General features: G+C 59.4%; 16 protein-coding genes. 9 read left to right on the top strand and 7 right to left on the bottom strand.

Annotation, left to right across the window (positions count from 1 at the left end):
• Positions 1 to 50: 50 nt before the first annotated feature.
• Together HW554_RS12570 and HW554_RS12565 are read right to left on the bottom strand one after the other, a co-directional pair.
• The gene (locus HW554_RS12570; RefSeq protein WP_176908942.1) at positions 51 to 998 is read right to left on the bottom strand and encodes a hypothetical protein; all 948 of its coding nucleotides are present in this window, start codon (positions 996 to 998) and stop codon (positions 51 to 53) included.
• A gap of 44 nt (positions 999 to 1,042) precedes the next feature.
• Positions 1,043 to 2,407 carry a saccharopine dehydrogenase family protein gene (locus HW554_RS12565; protein WP_176908941.1) on the bottom strand — a complete coding sequence of 455 codons (1,365 nt, stop codon included), beginning with the start codon at positions 2,405 to 2,407 and terminating at the stop codon, positions 1,043 to 1,045.
• Between the two features lie 162 nt (positions 2,408 to 2,569).
• On the opposite strand from HW554_RS12565, the gene cdd reads away from it, so the two are divergent.
• The gene (cdd, locus tag HW554_RS12560) at positions 2,570 to 3,064 is read left to right on the top strand and encodes a cytidine deaminase (RefSeq protein ID WP_176908940.1); all 495 of its coding nucleotides are present in this window, start codon (positions 2,570 to 2,572) and stop codon (positions 3,062 to 3,064) included.
• 141 nt (positions 3,065 to 3,205) lie between these two features.
• Positions 3,206 to 3,850: an alpha/beta hydrolase gene (locus HW554_RS12555; RefSeq protein ID WP_176908939.1), complete on the top strand. Its 645-nt coding sequence runs from the start codon at positions 3,206 to 3,208 to the stop codon at positions 3,848 to 3,850.
• Positions 3,851 to 4,086: 236 nt separating this feature from the next.
• Here HW554_RS12555 and HW554_RS12550 read toward each other — a convergent pair whose 3' ends face one another.
• The 4 genes from HW554_RS12550 to HW554_RS12535 all read right to left on the bottom strand — a co-directional run bounded on the left by HW554_RS12550 (position 4,087) and on the right by HW554_RS12535 (position 8,886).
• Positions 4,087 to 4,833, bottom strand: a complete 747-nt coding sequence (locus HW554_RS12550) for an SDR family NAD(P)-dependent oxidoreductase (RefSeq protein ID WP_176908938.1) — start codon at positions 4,831 to 4,833, stop codon at positions 4,087 to 4,089.
• Positions 4,834 to 5,017: 184 nt separating this feature from the next.
• The gene (gene porT / locus HW554_RS12545; protein WP_176908937.1) at positions 5,018 to 5,845 is read right to left on the bottom strand and encodes a type IX secretion/gliding motility protein PorT/SprT; all 828 of its coding nucleotides are present in this window, start codon (positions 5,843 to 5,845) and stop codon (positions 5,018 to 5,020) included.
• Entirely contained in the window at positions 5,794 to 6,522 is a 729-nt protein-coding gene (gene ubiE / locus HW554_RS12540; RefSeq protein WP_176908936.1) for a bifunctional demethylmenaquinone methyltransferase/2-methoxy-6-polyprenyl-1,4-benzoquinol methylase UbiE, read from the bottom strand. The genes porT and ubiE overlap by 52 nt, the downstream gene beginning before the upstream one ends.
• 132 nt (positions 6,523 to 6,654) lie before the next feature.
• A complete protein-coding gene (locus tag HW554_RS12535; RefSeq protein ID WP_246285210.1) occupies positions 6,655 to 8,886 on the bottom strand; it encodes an OmpA family protein in 2,232 nt (743 codons plus the stop codon).
• A 485-nt stretch (positions 8,887 to 9,371) separates the two neighbouring features.
• Here HW554_RS12535 and yihA point away from each other — a divergent pair, with 485 nt between their 5' ends.
• The 3 genes from yihA (at position 9,372) to HW554_RS12520 (ending at position 11,173) form a co-directional block, all read left to right on the top strand.
• A complete protein-coding gene (yihA, locus tag HW554_RS12530) occupies positions 9,372 to 9,992 on the top strand; it encodes a ribosome biogenesis GTP-binding protein YihA/YsxC (protein WP_176908935.1) in 621 nt (206 codons plus the stop codon).
• An 83-nt stretch (positions 9,993 to 10,075) separates the two neighbouring features.
• On the top strand, positions 10,076 to 10,474 hold the full coding sequence (locus HW554_RS12525; RefSeq protein ID WP_176908934.1) for an energy transducer TonB: 399 nt from the start codon (positions 10,076 to 10,078) through the stop codon (positions 10,472 to 10,474).
• Between the two features lie 66 nt (positions 10,475 to 10,540).
• Positions 10,541 to 11,173 carry a DUF5606 family protein gene (locus HW554_RS12520; RefSeq protein ID WP_176908933.1) on the top strand — a complete coding sequence of 211 codons (633 nt, stop codon included), beginning with the start codon at positions 10,541 to 10,543 and terminating at the stop codon, positions 11,171 to 11,173.
• Between the two features lie 70 nt (positions 11,174 to 11,243).
• On the opposite strand, the gene fbp is transcribed toward HW554_RS12520, so the two are convergent.
• Positions 11,244 to 12,266, bottom strand: a complete 1,023-nt coding sequence (gene fbp / locus HW554_RS12515) for a class 1 fructose-bisphosphatase (protein ID WP_176908932.1) — start codon at positions 12,264 to 12,266, stop codon at positions 11,244 to 11,246.
• 148 nt (positions 12,267 to 12,414) lie between these two features.
• Here fbp and HW554_RS12510 point away from each other — a divergent pair, with 148 nt between their 5' ends.
• The 4 genes from HW554_RS12510 (at position 12,415) to HW554_RS12495 (ending at position 15,996) form a co-directional block, all read left to right on the top strand.
• Positions 12,415 to 13,686 carry an aspartate kinase gene (locus HW554_RS12510; RefSeq protein ID WP_176908931.1) on the top strand — a complete coding sequence of 424 codons (1,272 nt, stop codon included), beginning with the start codon at positions 12,415 to 12,417 and terminating at the stop codon, positions 13,684 to 13,686.
• Between the two features lie 161 nt (positions 13,687 to 13,847).
• A complete protein-coding gene (locus HW554_RS12505) occupies positions 13,848 to 14,627 on the top strand; it encodes an enoyl-CoA hydratase-related protein (RefSeq protein WP_176908930.1) in 780 nt (259 codons plus the stop codon).
• 112 nt (positions 14,628 to 14,739) lie between these two features.
• Positions 14,740 to 15,222 (top strand): Fur family transcriptional regulator, encoded by a 483-nt coding sequence (locus HW554_RS12500; protein ID WP_176908929.1) that lies wholly within the window; start codon positions 14,740 to 14,742, stop codon positions 15,220 to 15,222.
• Positions 15,223 to 15,357: 135 nt separating this feature from the next.
• Positions 15,358 to 15,996 carry a peroxiredoxin gene (locus HW554_RS12495; protein ID WP_176899196.1) on the top strand — a complete coding sequence of 213 codons (639 nt, stop codon included), beginning with the start codon at positions 15,358 to 15,360 and terminating at the stop codon, positions 15,994 to 15,996.
• Positions 15,997 to 16,170 lie beyond the last annotated feature (174 nt).

Genomic DNA, 16,170 nt, shown 5'->3' with positions numbered 1-16,170 from the left:
TCGCGTTAACTATTTCTTTCCTCAGTCTGCCGGGCTCGATAATGAATTGGCTACTCGCGGCGGTATTGCGCCAGCTGGTTCGGGCTTTTCAGCAGCAGCCCCAGGAAGCAGGCCAGTAGCAGGGCGAAGTAGGCCGGGTTACTGCCCAGCACCGACAGGCCCACCACTATGGCTCCGGCCTGCGTGAGGCGGCCCAGCGTGGCGTGCGGATAGAAGGCGTATTTGGCTAGCACTACCATCGTCAGAACCGTGGCGCACCAGCCCAGCACCAACGCCGTGCCACCTGCTCCGGCCGGGCCCACAGCCAGTACGGCTGCCAGCGGAGCCACCGTGAGGCCAAAATACAGCAGCCCCCACCCCACCCGCTGCCGCAACCAGGCTCCCGGTGTGCGCAGGGCGGGCAGCAGCCAACTCCAGGGCTCGGCCGGCCCGTACGTTTCCAGCGTAAGCAGCAGCCAGACCAGCACGGCCAGCGCCGGCCCAGTACTGTTGGCGCGGGTGATGATGGCCGCCGTTAGTAGCACCAGCCACGCCAGTCCCAACACTGGCCGGCGGCCCACACTCACCCACTCAAAGGCCAGGCTCCGAAACCACGTTGGCCGCCGTACCCGGCTGGCGGTGGCAGCCGCGGCCGGCACCAGTGCCACCACTGCTGCGCCTGCCACCGTCAGCGCTGCCGGCCCCGGGCGGCCCCATCCCAGCAAAGCCAGCGCCACCGGCAGGCTGCACAGCGCATATTCTGCGGCCAGCCAGCCCCGAAACTCGGGTGCGGCCATGTGCAGAAAAGGCAAATCGGCACGGCGGCGGTGCAGGCTAAGCACGAACAGGACCACTACCAACGGCACGGCCCACACCAGCGTAGGATGAGCGGCGGCCGTGAAAAGTGATTGGGCCGCCGCCAGCCCCAGCAGGCTCCCCAGCACCAGCAGCCGCCACCAGCCTAGCTCGCGCAGCTGCCGACCCAGCAGCCGGCCCCGGAGGCGCAGGTAATTTTGCATAACAAATAGGCTTGTCCGGATGCTATAACTCACCCACCAACCGCTTATTGCGCCGCAGCCAATACTCCAAGCTCCTCTTCCACGAAAGCAATACCATAATCAGCGGCCAGCTCGTCCAGAATAGGGTTGTAGAGTTCCGGCAAAGTTGGGATGATGACGCCCCGCTGCTGCAGCTGCCCGGTGGCCAGCCGCCGTACGGCCATGCCCAGCGGCAGGCCCACGGTTTTGGCCATGGCCGTGTGGGTGGCATCGTCGCCCAGCACCACTACCGACGAATTACGGCCATAGTGCTGCCCGTTCAGCTGGTATTCGAACTGATGCTGCATTACAATCATATCGTGGTCGGTGGGTGCTAGCGCCCACTTTTCGGTCAGACGTTTTTCGAGCAGCTGGGCTGGAGTGGCATCGGCCTGGCCCACCGGCACATCGTCAAACAGCCCCAGCCAGCTTAGCTGTTGCATTTCCACCGAATCGGGTGGCAGGCCCAGGTGTGCTGCCACGCGGGCAGGTAGCCGCTGGCCGGCAGTGGTGGGCAGCGGCAGGTAGGCGGCTACCAGCTCGGCCCAAGTAAGGCTGGCGGAGTTGCCCAACTGCACGTTGTCGTCGGTGAGGCCCAGGCGCACCAGCTGCTGCCAGGCAGCGCAGTAGCCCGGCCGGCGCAACGTGCCGCGCAGCATGGTGTGCACATGGTCCAGCGCATACGGGGCGCGGTAGCTCAGCGAGTCGCGGTTGGCGTAGCCCTCAAACTCGCCGAAGCCGGGCACAGCTACTGTTTCGAGGCGCGTAAAAAGCTGCTGGTACGGAATAAAGCGCAGCCGGCCCTGCTCCAGGTACTTGGCCGTGCCCTGCCCTGCCAGCACCACGTTGCGCGGGTTCCAGGTAAACTTGTAGCGCCAGGGGTTGCCCGCCTCGGCCTCGGGGGCCAGCAGCCCCCCACAATACGATTTGAACGAGATAACCCGGCCGCCCTGCTCCCGGATGTCGGCCAGCACGCGCATGGCCGACATATGGTCGAGGCCGGGGTCGAGGCCGCACTCCATGAGCAGCGTAACGCCCGCCGCTTCAGCCGCCGGCGCCATTGCCCGGATTTCGTCGTTTACGTAGCTCGCTGTAGCCAAGTGCCGCCCATGCCGCACGCAGGCCCGCGCCACCGGGGCATGGAACAGCGCCGGCAGCATCGATACCACCACGTCGGCGTCGGCAACCAGCTCTTCCAGCAGGTTTTCGTCATGCACATCAAATGGCACGGCTTGGGCATATTCCGAGTGCGCGGCCAGCACTGGCGCCAGATGCGCCGGTTGCACGTCGGCTATGGTTAGCCTCCAACCTTCGGTGGGAGCGTGGTGTAGCAGATAGTTGATAAGCGAGGCAGCCGAACGGCCGGCTCCCAGCAGCAGAATACGCGGCATAGGTGGTTGAGTGGGTGGGGCGGCAAGATAGGGAAACGGGCACTGAGTGAGTTGGTAAACACTCACCACCGCATTTTTCGGCCATTCTCGCAAAAAACCGTACATTCGTCGCCCCTTTTCACTTTGTCGGGCCCGCTTGCGGCACCCGCTCCTTTGCCCCGCATGGCCCACACCCTTACCCTGACCATCACGGCCGACATACTGGCCTCCGAAGCCGATCTGACGCCCGCCGAAACTGCCACTTGGCAGGCGGCCCAGGCGGCCACGGCCACGTCTCACTCCCCTTACTCCCACTTCCAGGTAGGCGCGGCGCTACTGCTCGATGACGGTACTGTATTCGGGGGATCCAACCAGGAAAACGCTGCATACCCCTCGGGCTTGTGCGCCGAGCGTACGGCGCTATTCGGGCTGGCCGTTTCGCAGCCTCAGCGCCGCATCGTGGGCATGGCGGTAGCTGCCCGCCCCGCTGGTGGCGAATTTGGGCCGGCCAACCCCTGCGGCGCCTGCCGGCAGGTAATGGCCGAGTACGAGCAGCGCCAGGAGCAGCCCATTCCGTTGCTGCTGCCCGGTCCCGATGGCAGTATCTACCGCTTCCCCTCCCTCTCTTCCCTGCTTCCCTTCGGTTTCAGCGCCGAGGACCTGCCGAAGTTGAAATAGACCATTGGTAGGCTGATTTTTCAGGCAAAGCACTATTTACGAGGGGCCTGAAGGCGTTATCGGCAGCCCAGTTGCGACTGTATCGGGTACGTCATCAGGTTATCCGGGCACCAACTCCTCGTTTCGCTACCTTATTGTTTTATGGAACACTCGCTTACGGTTGCACGCACGGCCCGCTATCAGCAGTTGGGCGAGTTGTCGGCGGCTACGCGACGGGTGTGGTTTGTGGCGCATGGTTACGGGCAGCTCGCGGCCTATTTTGTGCGACACTTCGCCCCCTTGGTGGCCGCCGATCCACACCTGGTCGTTGTCGCGCCCGAGGGTCTGTCGCGCTTTTATCTCAACGGCACCAGCGGCCGGATAGGTGCCACCTGGATGACCAAAGAGAGCCGGCTGACCGAAATCGAGGATTACGTAGTCTATCTTAATCAACTGGCGGCTACTATCTTACCCTGGGCCGCGCCCGATGCGGCCGTTACGGTGCTGGGCTTCTCGCAGGGAGCAGCCACCGTCAGCCGCTGGCTGGCCCGCGCCACGTTCCGGCCGGCACGACTCATCCTCTGGGCCGGCGCCTTCCCACCCGACATGGATTTTCCGGTGGCCACCCGCCTGCTACAAGGCCTGGGCGTAACGCTGGTATGCGGCACCGAGGATGAGTTCATCAAGGATGAGGACTTGCAGAAACAGCAGATGTTCCTGCGCCGGCTGGGCGTTGAGCCAACCTTGATCCGCTTTGCCGGTACGCACACCCTGGATCGGGGGACACTGCTGCAACTGGCACAGTAAAGCTGTGTTTTCGGCGCAACAGGAAGCAAGAATCAATCAGAGCATCCTCCTGCCGTTTCGCTAACCTGTGTTGGGCAGGTCGGTGTAGGGGCGGGGCTTGTCCGCGCCCGCCGTTGAACGACACGTACGGGGCATGCGAACAGCGGTTCAACGCATTATTCTGACGGCGGGCGGGGACAAGCCCCGCCCCTACACCGACCTCCCCAACGCAGGTTAGCGAAGCTGCAGCCACAGTTCTACTCCTTCTGGATAACCGTGGCAGCCCCCTGGGCAGCGGGCAAAATCAGGACTTCCGCAATATTAACGTGGGCCGGGCGCGTCACCATAAAGGCCAGCAGGTCGGCCACGTCTTCGGCCCGCAGGGCCTCATAGCCCTGGTACACGCCGGCGGCCCGCTGGGTGTCGCCCTTGAAGCGCACCTCCGAAAATTCGGTTTCCACGGCCCCCGGATTCACTTCGGCCACCCGAATATGGTGGGGCAATAAGTCGAGGCGCATGCCTTTGGTCAGGGCCGCTACGGCTGCTTTCGAAGCGCAGTACACGTTGCCGTTGGCGTAGGTTTCGTGGCCCGCAATGGAACCGATGTTGATGATGTGGCCGGTGTTTCGGCGCGTCATGGCCGGTAGTACGGCCCGGCTCACATACAGCAGCCCCTTCACGTTGCCGTCGAGCATAGCATCCCAGTCGGCGGGGTCGCCCTGCTGAATGGGGGCCAGACCATGGGCATTGCCGGCATTATTGATAAGCACGTCGACATCGGCAAACTCGGCGGGCAGGCTAGCCACAGCAGCGTCCACAGCGGCCCGGTCGCGCACGTCAAACGTGAGCAGATGGGTGGGTACATCGGCCAGCTCGCGAGCCAGTTCCTGCAGCCGTTCCATCCGCCGGCCCGTCAGCACCAGCTTAAAGCCGGCGCGGCCCAGCGCCACTGCCGTTGCCCGCCCAATACCCGACGAAGCGCCGGTAATAAATGCCGTTTTCATTCTGAAGGAAGCTTGGAGGCTGGAGTGAAAGAATCTGAAAGCCAGAAGTATAATTCAGGTATAAGCTTGTCACACAAATAAGCACGCTGAGCTTGCCGAAGCATCTCAACCGCTTCATTGACCTGTACAGGCGAAGCGGTAGAGATGCTTCGGCAAGCTCAGCGTGCTTATTCGTATCAGCTACCTACCGCCCCGACCAGATGTTGAGGTAAAGCGTAACCGTATTGCTCTTCATGCTCTGTAAGCTGCGGCTGTACACATCGTTGGTGCTAGGCACATAGAGGTTTTTCAGGCCGTTGGAGAAGCGCAGCTCGGGCGAGAATTTGAAGAACGGATAGAACAGGTCAAGGCCTATGCCGTACTCGATGGCGAAATCGGAATCAGCCGCCTGCAACAGGTTCACCTCGGGGTCTTTGCGACGCCCACCCATATTCAGGCTCGGTTTTACACCCGCAACCAGGTAAACGCGTGTGTTGCGCCGCCGCTGCGACTTAAGTTTGAACAGCAGCGGAAAATCAACCTGCGTGCTACCAATTTCCTGATCCTCGATTTCCTTAGGGTCATTGGGATAGCGCGTGACATCCTGCATGTAGCCTTGGTCCTTGAACTCGATACGGCGGGTCAGGAAGCTTACACCGGGCGCGAAAGTAAGGGCCCCGTATTCGCCCAGTCGCAGTTCGCCCAGAAAGCCTACCGAAAAGCCCGGACTAATGATTGAGTTAGCCGACACCTTCTCCTGCTCAGGATACCCGGGGCCCTGCTCAATCAGGTAGCGCGAGAAGTTGGGGGCTACGTACAGCCCCAGGTGCAGCGGCCGGTCGTCATAGCCCAGCAGGTTATCGGTCGTAACCGACTTTACTTGGCCATTGCGGCCGATACTGGCTCGGCTGCGGCTCGTTTTTTGGGCCGCTACACTTAGTGGCAGGGCCAGCACAGCCGCCGCCAGCAGCGTGTAGCGCACTACTTTTGCGCCGTGTAGATGGAGCTGATGCCGAAGGTAAGGGGTTGCCATACAGGAGAGTTGAAACCGACTTTGCGCAGAATCGCCAGAAAATCCGGGCCGTCCGGGAAGGCCTGCACCGACTCGGGCAGGTAAGTGTAGGCGGCGCGGTCTTTGGAGATAAGCTTGCCGAAAACCGGCAGAATGTTCTTGAAGTAAAAGTTGTAAGCCTGCTTCATGGGGAAAGCCGTGGGCTTGGAAAACTCCAGTACCACCAGCTTGCCGCCCGGCCGTAGCACCCGGCGCATTTCGGTCAGACCGCGCTCCAGGTTGGCGAAGTTGCGTACCCCAAACGAGGCCGTTACCGCATCAAACGAGTTGTCCTCATAGGGCAGGTTCTCCGAGTCGCCCAGTTCCAGCCGGATGCGGTGCCCCAAGCCCTTCGACGCCAGCTTGCGGCGGCCAACATCCAGCATGCCCTCCGAAATATCCACGCCCGTTATCTGGGCATCGGGAGTGGCGGCGCGCAGGGTTTCAATGGCGAAATCGGCCGTGCCGGTGGCAATATCGAGAATGCGGGCCGGCCGCAGCTGCTTCAACTCATCGACGGCCTTACGGCGCCAATAAATATCGGTGCCCGCACTCAGAAAGTGGTTGAGGAAGTCGTATTTGCCGGCAATGCTATTGAACATCTGGGCAACCTGCGACTTTTTGTCGGCGGCGTCATCTTTATAAGGTACTACAGACATGGCTCTTGGAGCAAGAAACGGCAGAAGGGCGGGCAAAATTGCCTCATTACAACGGCTTTTACCCCATTATGTTAAAAAAAAGCGGACCGGGCTATATGCCCGGCCCGCCCGTTTCATTCGTAAAGCCGTCGGTTAGTCGTTGTCGGTCTTTACTTTAACCTTGTTGCCTTCGGCGTCTTTAGCCTTGGCATCAATGGTCCCGTCCTTGGTTACGGTCTTGCTCTTTTCATCGTCAGGGCCCTTGGTTTTCACCTTCACCTTGTCGCTGTCCTCGTCTACCTTGGTTTTCACCTTGGTGCCGTCTTCCAGCTTCACCTTGCTTTTGCCGGGCTGCAGCGGTACGGTTGGTGTAGTGCCCATGCCCATGTTGTCGCCGGTACCTATGCTGCCCGAAGGAGCCGGAGCCGGAGTCGGAGCAGGACGGTTCATGTTCGGCATGCCTTCACCTTCCTTCACAATCACGCGGAAGTCGGTGCGGCGGTTAAGCTGCATATTCTCCGGCGAATCGTTGGGGGCTACCGGACGACGCTCGCCGTAGCTCACGGTTACCATGCGGGTTTCGGCAATGCCGGCCTTCTTGAGGTAGTTGTAGGCTACGTTCGCACGGTTCTGGCCCAGTACAATGTTGTACTCGTCAGTGTTGCGCGAGTCGGTGTTGCCTTCAATCGAGATGTTGATGCCGGGGTTGGCGGCCAGCAGCGCGCTCACCTTGTTCAGCTCCACAATCGACTCAGGCCGCAGCGTGTATTTGTCGGTGTCGAAGTAAATCGGGTTGATGTTGGCCATGTTGGCCGCCGTCGTATCGATGTAGTTGACGTAGAAGTCCTTCTCAACCACGGTCGAGTCGTTGGTCGAAATCGGAACGGCAAACTCCTGGGTTTCGATGTTCTTGCCATCCTTACTTACGGCCACTTGGTACGTCCGGCCCGAAAGCACGTTCACTTGGTACTCGCCGGTTAGCGGCTTGCTGATGTCGCGGTAGCTCAGAGCCGTTTTGTCGGCCTGGGTTCCGCTGAACACCAACTCGGCACCCGGGATGGCACTGCTGTCCTGCATGGCCAGTACGCGGCCCCGGATAATAGCGTTCTTAATGTAGTTGATGGTGTAGATGTCCTTCTCACCATAACCGCCAATGCGGTACGACGATAGGTAGGCATACGAACCCTCAGGGCTCAGACGGTAGTACGTATCATCGTCGGGTGTGTTGATGGGGTAGCCCATGTTCTCGGGCCGGCCCCACTTGCGGCCGATAGAGTCGTAATCCGACTTGAAGATGTCGTAACCACCCATGGTGTTGTGGCCCCGCGAAGAGAAGTACATCGTCTTGCCATCGCGGCTCAGGTACGGGCTATCGTCGTCGTAAGGCGTGTTGATGGCGTTACCAATCGTCTTGGCCGGACCCCAGTCGCCGCCGGGTACGCGCGTCGAGAAGTAGATATCGAGGGTACCGTCTTCCGAGTACTTGGCCGTCGAGAAGTAAATCGTCAGGCCGTCGGGCGTGATATAAGCATCCGACTCGAAGGACGGTGTGTTGATATTCTTGTTCAGCTTCTTCGGCTCGGTCCAGTCGCTACCGCTTTTCTCCGCGTACAGAATGTCGCCATTCTCATCATTGCGGTACATGAGCAGTTTGGTGTCGTTGTCGAATACCTGAATCGAGGCATCGTGGCCTTTGCCGTTGAGTACGCCGCTCAGCGAGCGAGGCTTGTCCCAGTTGTCATCATCGATGCGGCGGGCTTCATAAATGTTCTCGTAGTACTGTCCATCGGCGGCCAGCTTCTTGCTGTCCGTCGATTTGCCATCGGCATTCACTACCGGAGCAGCGCTCATGTTGTCAGAGCGCGAGGTGAAGAGCAGCACTTTATCATCGGCCGAGATTACGGGGCTATGCTCCGACCACTGCGTGTTGATAGTCGGGCCCAGATTCTTTACAAAAATGTCCTTGGGGCTGTTGAACTGCACCTTGGCATTCTTGCTATGCTGAATCAGCTGCGCCAGCTCGCGCTTGCGGGTGTCCTTGGTTTTAAGCGTCGCGTTGTAGGCCTGGAAGTGCGAGATGGCCTCGTCGAAGTTGTAGTTCAGGTGGTCGACCCGGCCGAGCCAGTACTCTACGTCCTTAGCTACGTTCTTCTTCAAACGCTGCGCCTTATAGATATAGTCACTGGCTTTCTCCTTATCAAAGGACATGTAGGCAATACCCGCCCGGAACAGCGCCTGGGCGTTGTTTGGGTCTTTGGCCAGCACCTGCTCATAATAAGGAAGCGAAGCACGATAGTTTTCCTGGCCGAAAAACTTATTGGCCGTTTTTAGTTGCTGACGGGTGCTTTGAGCCAGGGCAGGCTGGGCCATTGCAGTCGTGAGCATGACAGCACACGAGGCTTTTAATAACCTTCTGACTAAGTTGTCCATTGAGGAGGGGTTAGGGAAACGAGGGGGTTGCAAGGGGAGAGAGTATCGACCGCCAATTACGCAGAGGTAATTTAGGGGTTGCCTCCTATTACTGAAATTTAACTGCAGAGTTGGCAAAACGGGCAAAAAAAGCGAAACCCAGGCGCTGGAAACCGCCTTTTGTCGCTTTATCTTATTCCGCCAACCAACAGGCAGCCTGTTTGGCGGGCAAAGATAGATATTTTATTATACAGCCTTGGTGCTATCCTATTCCACCGGAATCGGGCAATTCAGACTCGTATACCGCTTCTAACGGGGAACTTTTACCCCGGTTTCAGAAGCGGACGAATGTGCAAATATAGACCAGCCTTATAAACTACAAGGTTTTTCTTCAAAAAATGATGGTCCTTTCCGGCCCGTCCGGAATATTTACCTTTGCACTTTCCAATTAATTGCCCCAGATGCTTATTCAGGACGCCAGATTTTTAACAAGCAATTCGCGGGCCGAAGACTGCCCCGCTCCTACGATGCCCGAGTACGCCTTTATCGGCCGCTCGAACGTGGGCAAGTCGTCGCTCATCAATATGCTTACCAACCAGAAAGGGTTGGCCAAAACCTCGTCGCAGCCCGGCAAAACCCAGCTTATCAACCACTTCCTGATCAATGAGGCGTGGTATCTGGTCGATTTGCCGGGCTACGGCTATGCCCGTATCAGCAAGGACGCCCGGGCCAAGTGGGCCCGCATGATCAACTTCTATCTGCGCCACCGGCCTAACCTGACCTGCGTGATGGTGCTGCTCGACTCACGCCACGCGCCACAGGCTGCCGACCTGGAATTTATGGAGCAGCTCGGAACGGAAGGAGTGCCTTTTGTAATGGTGTTTACCAAGGCCGACAAGCAGTCGTCGTCGCGTACGAGCCAGAATGTGGTGCAGTACCTGGAAAAAATGCAGGAAACCTGGGACGAGCTGCCCCAATACTTTGTTACCTCGGCCGAGGACAAGATGGGCCGCGAAGAACTGCTGGGCTTTATTGCCGACACCAACCAGCAACTGGCGGCTCAGGCCGGGGCCGACGCCTAAGCTGGCCTCGTTCTTGCAGCATGCCGACCAGCCGGATTCGCGGCAACGCTTTCTTTTTCAACTCCATCAAGTCTCATTTGAAGATGAATAACGCATTTTTTCTCCTTGGCCTTGGCGGCCTGTTAGCCCTGTCGGCCGCTCCGGCCCTGGCCCAGACGGCCAGCCCCGCCCCCGCTACCGAAGCGGCTCCGTCGGGCAAAACCATTCCGGTAGCCGAGTACTACGAAGGCGGCCAGGAGGCTATGTATGCCTTTATCAACCAGGAGCTCAAGTACCCGGTAATGGCCCGCCGCAACCGCATTCAGGGCCAGTGCATTGTCAGCTTCACGCTCAACACCGATGGCACGCTTTCGGGCATTAAGCTGGTAAAGCAGATTGGCGGCGGCTGCGGTGATGAGGCGCTGCGGCTGGTGCGGCTGCTCAAGTTCAATAAGCCCGACTACGCCGTACTCACCAGTCTGCCCATCACGTTCAAGCTGTAGCCAGCCGCCGAGCCCTGTTCGCGGGCGTTGCGTACCTTCGCCTCTTCAACCACTGCTTTTTTTGCTATGCCCTACGACCTGAAGGAAATTGCCGCTATCAGCGGAATGCCCGGTCTGTACCGCCTCGTGCGCCCCACCCGCGCCGGCGTTATCATCGAAGCCCTCAACGACAAGGGCAGCCGCTCGGTAGCCGCCGCCCAGAACAAGGTGTCGCTGCTCCAAGAGATTTCCATCTATACCCAGGACTACGACCAGACGGTGCCCCTGACGGAGGTATTCGACCGGATTCATCAGCAGCACGGTGCCGACCTGGGCCTGAGCAACAAGTCGAACGACCAAGAATTGGTATCGTTCATGGAAGGCATCATTCCGGATTACGACCGCGAGCGGGTGTACCTGTCCGACATCAAGAAGCTGGTGCAGTGGTATAATATCGTCAGCCAGCGCCTTGAGTATCAGGCTCCGGCCACTGAGGATGAATCCTCGGAAGAAGCGGCGCCACAGGTTTCCGCTACGGATGAAGCTCCGAAGCCCAAGAAGAAAGCCGCTGCCAAAAAACTGGCCGAGCCTGCTGCCGGTGAGGCCATGAGCACGGCAGGCATTATTGCTGCTCCCGAAGCCGACACGGCTCCTGGCAACCCCGAGGCTGCCGTGGCCAAACCCGCCAAGAAAGCTGCTCCTAAGAAAAAGGCCGAGTAAGTCCGGCACCCATAAAAAAGCGCTGGCGACCCATTGGGTCGCCAGCGCTTTTTTATGGGCTATGCTTCGTCTATTTCACCTCGCCTTGTAGCACCTCGGCGGCCAAGAACTCCTCGGCTTTGTCCACCATTTCGGTTGAGCCGATGAACACCGGGCAACGGACGTGCGTTTCGGTGGGTTCCAGCTCCAGGGTGCGGCGGCGGCCATCGCTCGATTTGCCGCCAGCCTGCTCCACGATGAAGGCCAGCGGGTTGCACTCATACATAAGCCGCAGCTTACCGTTGGGCACCTTGCTCGTGCCCGGGTACATATAGATACCGCCCTTAAGCAGGTTGCGGTGGAAATCGGCTACCAGCGAGCCAATGTAGCGCGCCGAATACCCTTCCTCCTTGCAATAGGATACATAGTTTTTCATGCCTTCAGAGAAATACTCTGACAAGCCCTCGTTTACCGAGTACACTTTGCCTGTGGTGGGCGTCTGGATGTTGGGGTGCGACAGGAAGAACTCGCCCAGGCTGGGTTCGTAGGTGAAGCCGTTCACGCCGTTGCCGGTGGTGTACACCAGCATGGTGCTGGAGCCGTAAATAACATAGCCGGCCGCGGCCTGATGGGTGCCGGTCTGCAGGCAGTCTTGGGCCGTACCCTCGCTGCCGGTCGGCGATACGCGACGGTAAATGCTGAAAATGGTGCCGATGCTTACGTTTACATCGATGTTGCTAGAGCCGTCGAGCGGATCGATGGCCACTACGTACTTGCCCTGCACGTTGCCGGTCTGGATCATGTCCTCATCCTCTTCCGAGATGATGGTGCAGACCTCGCCCCCGTTGCGCAGGGCCCGGATGAAGCGGATGTTGGCAATAACGTCGAGCTTCTGCTGGTCTTCGCCCTGCACGTTGCGGTTGCCGTAGGCGCCGGCAATATCGATAAGGCCCGAGCGGTTGATTTCGCGGTTGACGATTTTGGCCGCCAACGCAATATCGCGCAGCAACTGGCTCAGCTCGCCGGTAGCGTAGGGGAAATCCTCCTGCTTGCGCATGATGAAGCGGTCGAGGGTGGTGCCGACGGGCAGCGCGAGCTTGTCGTGATTGTCCATTAGAAGATGTGGGAAGATTAGATTCGAGGGGGGAAAGCTCAAAAGTAACCAATTCGGGCCGGCCAAAGCGAATCTTCGCTCCGGTTTTCGCGGTATCGTTTGCAGACGCGACCAGGGCGAAGCCGCGCGCCGGCCCTACATTTGGGCCATGCACGAGTTGAGTCAGCTGAAAGTTTACAAATTTGGCGGGGCCTCGGTGAAGGATGCCACCGCCCTGCGCAACCTGGGCCATATTGTGGCCGAACATGGCCGGCCGGGCCCGCTGGTAATCGTGGTATCGGCCATGGGCAAAACCACCAACGCCCTGGAAGCCCTGTTGCAGCTGGCGCACGCGGGCCAGCCCTATGCCACCCAACTGGCCGTGCTGCGCGATTTCCATATGGGCGTGGCCACCGAGCTGCAACTACCCGCCGACGAGCTGCTACGGGAGCTGTTTACTACGCTCGAAGCGCACTTGGCCGCCGCCACTAGGGTAGCCGCCGCCGACTTCGACCGCCATTACGACCAGGTAGTGAGTTGCGGCGAGCTACTTTCCACCCGCATTGTGGCCGCGTACTTAGGGGCGCGCTGGCTCGATTGCCGCCCCCTTATCCGCACCGATGAAACCTGGCGCGAGGGCCGCCTCGACTGGGCCGCCACCGAGGCGGCCCTGCGGGGCGCGCTGCCAATGGCCGAGCTAGCCCAGGGTCTGCCGGTAGTTACGCAGGGCTTTGTGGGCGGCACGGCCAGCGGCCTTACCACCACGCTGGGCCGCGAGGGGTCCGATTTTACGGCCGCCATTCTGGCCTACTGCCTGGGGGCCGGGTCGGTCACCATCTGGAAAGATGTGGCGGGTTTGCTCAATGCCGACCCGAAAATCTTTGCCGACACGGTGCGCTACCCCGAAATCAGCTACCAGGAAACCATTGAAATGGCTTACTACGGAGCCTCGGTTATTCACCCCAAAACCATCAAGCCGCTGGCGGTACACGGCATTCCGCTGCTGGTGAAGTCGTTTCTGGACCCCACGGCCGAGGGCACCCGCATCCACGACTGCCGCCACGGACTGTTGGTGCCGGCCTTCATCCGTAAAGCCGACCAGTGTCTGATTTCCTTCGAGTCGAAAGAGCTGGATTTTATTTCGGAGGAAAACCTGGAGGTGATTTTCGGCGTGCTGGCGCAGGTGCGGCTCAAAATCCGGCTTATGCAGAACTCGGCCATCAGCTTCTCGGTCTGTACCGACTTTCTGCCCACCCGCCTCGAACAGCTGCTGGCGCGGCTGCGCGACCAGTTCACCATCCATTACAACACCGGCCTGGAGCTGTACACCATCAAAAACTACGATGCGCCTAGCCTGCAGCGCCTCACGGCCGGCCGCGAGCTGCTGCTGGAGCAGCGCACCCGCCAGACGTTTCAGTTCGTGTGCCGGGGTGAGGCCTGAGGAACTTGGGAATAAACCACCAGGAAAGCCACCTGTCATCCTGAGCGAAGCGAAGGACCTATACAGATGCTAACACCAGGCATTAGCATCTGTATAGGTCCTTCGCTTCGCTCAGGATGACAGTATCTTTGTTCCTCCCACTCACCTTTTCTCTGCCCCCTATGACTCCCGAATTCATTCTCGTAACGCCCCAGGCGCGGCCCCAGGTGGCCCTTATCCAACTCAACCGACCCAAGGAACTCAATGCCCTCAACCTGCAGCTCATGCAGGAAGTAGCCGCCGCGCTGAAAGAACTCGATAAGGACCCCGAGGTGCGCGTAATCGTGCTCACGGGCAACGAGCGGGCCTTTGCCGCCGGCGCCGACATCAAGCAGATGGCCGGCCGCACGGCAATTGACATGCTGCTGATTGACCAGTTCAGCACCTGGGACCAGATCCGACGCACCACCAAACCACTCATTGCGGCCGTGTCGGGCTTTGCGCTGGGCGGCGGCTGCGAGTTGTGCATGACCTGCGACATGATTGTGGCCTCGGAAACGGCCAAGTTCGGGCAGCCCGAAATCCGCATCGGCACCATGCCGGGCGCGGGTGGTACCCAGCGCCTCACCCGCGCCATCGGCAAGGCTAGGGCCATGGAAATGGTGCTTACAGGCGAGCCGATGGGAGCCGATGAGGCCGCCCGCCACGGCCTCGTAAACCGGGTAGTACCGGTGGGCCAGTACCTGGAAGAAGCTTTCCGGCTGGCTGCGAGCATCGCCAAAATGTCGCCGATAGCGGCCCGGCTGGCCAAGGAATCAGTAAATCGCTCCTTCGAAACCCACCTCGATGAGGGCCTGCACTTCGAGCGCAAGAACTTCTACATGACCTTCGCCTCAGAAGACCAGAAGGAAGGTATGGCTGCCTTCGTGGAGAAACGCCCGGCCGAATTCAAAGGGCGGTAGGTTGGGGTGATGACTTGAGGCGGGAACATTATCACCCCAAAGTGCTCCAAATGAAACATTTTTTCTTTCGTAACGCTTATAGCCCTATCTTTGCGGAGAATCATTCTTACCTGTGCACACGCCTCATTCCCACCATCCTGTTCCTACACCCGAGCAGCTGCAACAGCAGCTGGCCGATGCCGGCCTGCGGGCCACTCGCCAGCGCCTCCTGATTCTGGAGAGCTTGCTGGTGTTGCCGGGCCACCCTACTGCCGAGCAGGTGCATCAGCGGGTAACCGGGCAGCTGTCGTCGGTGTCGTTGGGGACGGTGTACAAGACGCTCGACTCGTTTGTGGTGGCTGGCCTTACGCGCCGGGTGGCCTCGGCCGAGGGCTCGCGCCGACGCTACGACGCTGATTGCACCGAGCATCACCACCTGGTTTGTGCCGATACGCAGGAAATAATCGATTACTGCGACCCGAAGCTAGATGAGCTTATTCGGGGCTTTTTTGCCGATAAAGGATTGCCCGGCTTTCAGCCCCACTCCTTCTCCTTGCATGTAACCGGCAGCCGCGTGGTCGATCTGCCCACTGCCGAGTCGGCTCAGCAGGCGTAAGGCGGCAGACATACGCCGGCACTACTCATTGATTTTCTGGCTGATTCTGCTCCCCGGTTACGGGCGATGGTTAGCTTACGGGCCTTCCGGTACGCTTCTCTAATACCTCACATTCAATTCTAAGTTCTAAAGCACATGGCAGTTCTTGTTGGTAAACGCGCTCCTTCTTTCAAAGCCACCGCCGTTATCGATGGCGAATTCGAGGAGGATTTCTCCCTTGACCGGTATTTGGGCAAGAAGCACGTCATTTTCTACTTCTACCCCGCCGACTTCACTTTCGTTTGCCCCACCGAAATCATTGCTTTCGAGGAGCGTCTGGCCGACTTTGAGGCCAAAGGCGTAGCCATTGTAGGCTGCTCGACCGATACGCACTTCTCGCACTTCGCTTGGTTGCAAACGCCCCGCGACAACGGCGGCATCGAGGGCGTAACCTACCCGCTAGTCGCCGACGCGACCAAAACCATTGCCTCCAACTACGACGTGCTGGGCGGCCACTACGACTACAACGAAGCTGGCGAGATGACATTCATCGGCTCGCCCATGGCCTACCGCGGCCTGTTCCTGATTGACAAGGACGGAATTGTACGCCACCAGGTAGTAAACGACGGCCCGCTGGGCCGTAGCATCGACGAAGCCATGCGCATGGTGGACGCTCTGCAATACTTCGAGGAGAAGGGCGAAGTTTGCCCCGCCAACTGGGAGGAAGGCAAAGAGGGAATGCAGGCCACCCGCGAAGGCGTAGCCAACTACCTCGGCAAGCAGGCCGCTCACTAAGTTAACCCTTGTCATCCTGAGCGAAGTGAACCTTTGCAGAAGCTATAATCTGAGTTAGCTTCTGCAGAGGTCCTTCGCTTCGCTCAGGATGACAAGATTCCCCCCCTTCAAGAAAGCCTTCATCCGGTTGGGTGGGGGCTTTTTGCTTTATAATGAGGCGAAGGGCGTACTTTT

The sequence above is a fragment of the Hymenobacter lapidiphilus genome (assembly GCF_013377885.1).
In the GTDB taxonomy this organism is placed as follows: domain Bacteria; phylum Bacteroidota; class Bacteroidia; order Cytophagales; family Hymenobacteraceae; genus Hymenobacter; species Hymenobacter lapidiphilus.
The sequence above is the reverse complement of the archived record's forward strand: the minus strand, read 5'-3'. Positions and strand labels throughout refer to the sequence as shown.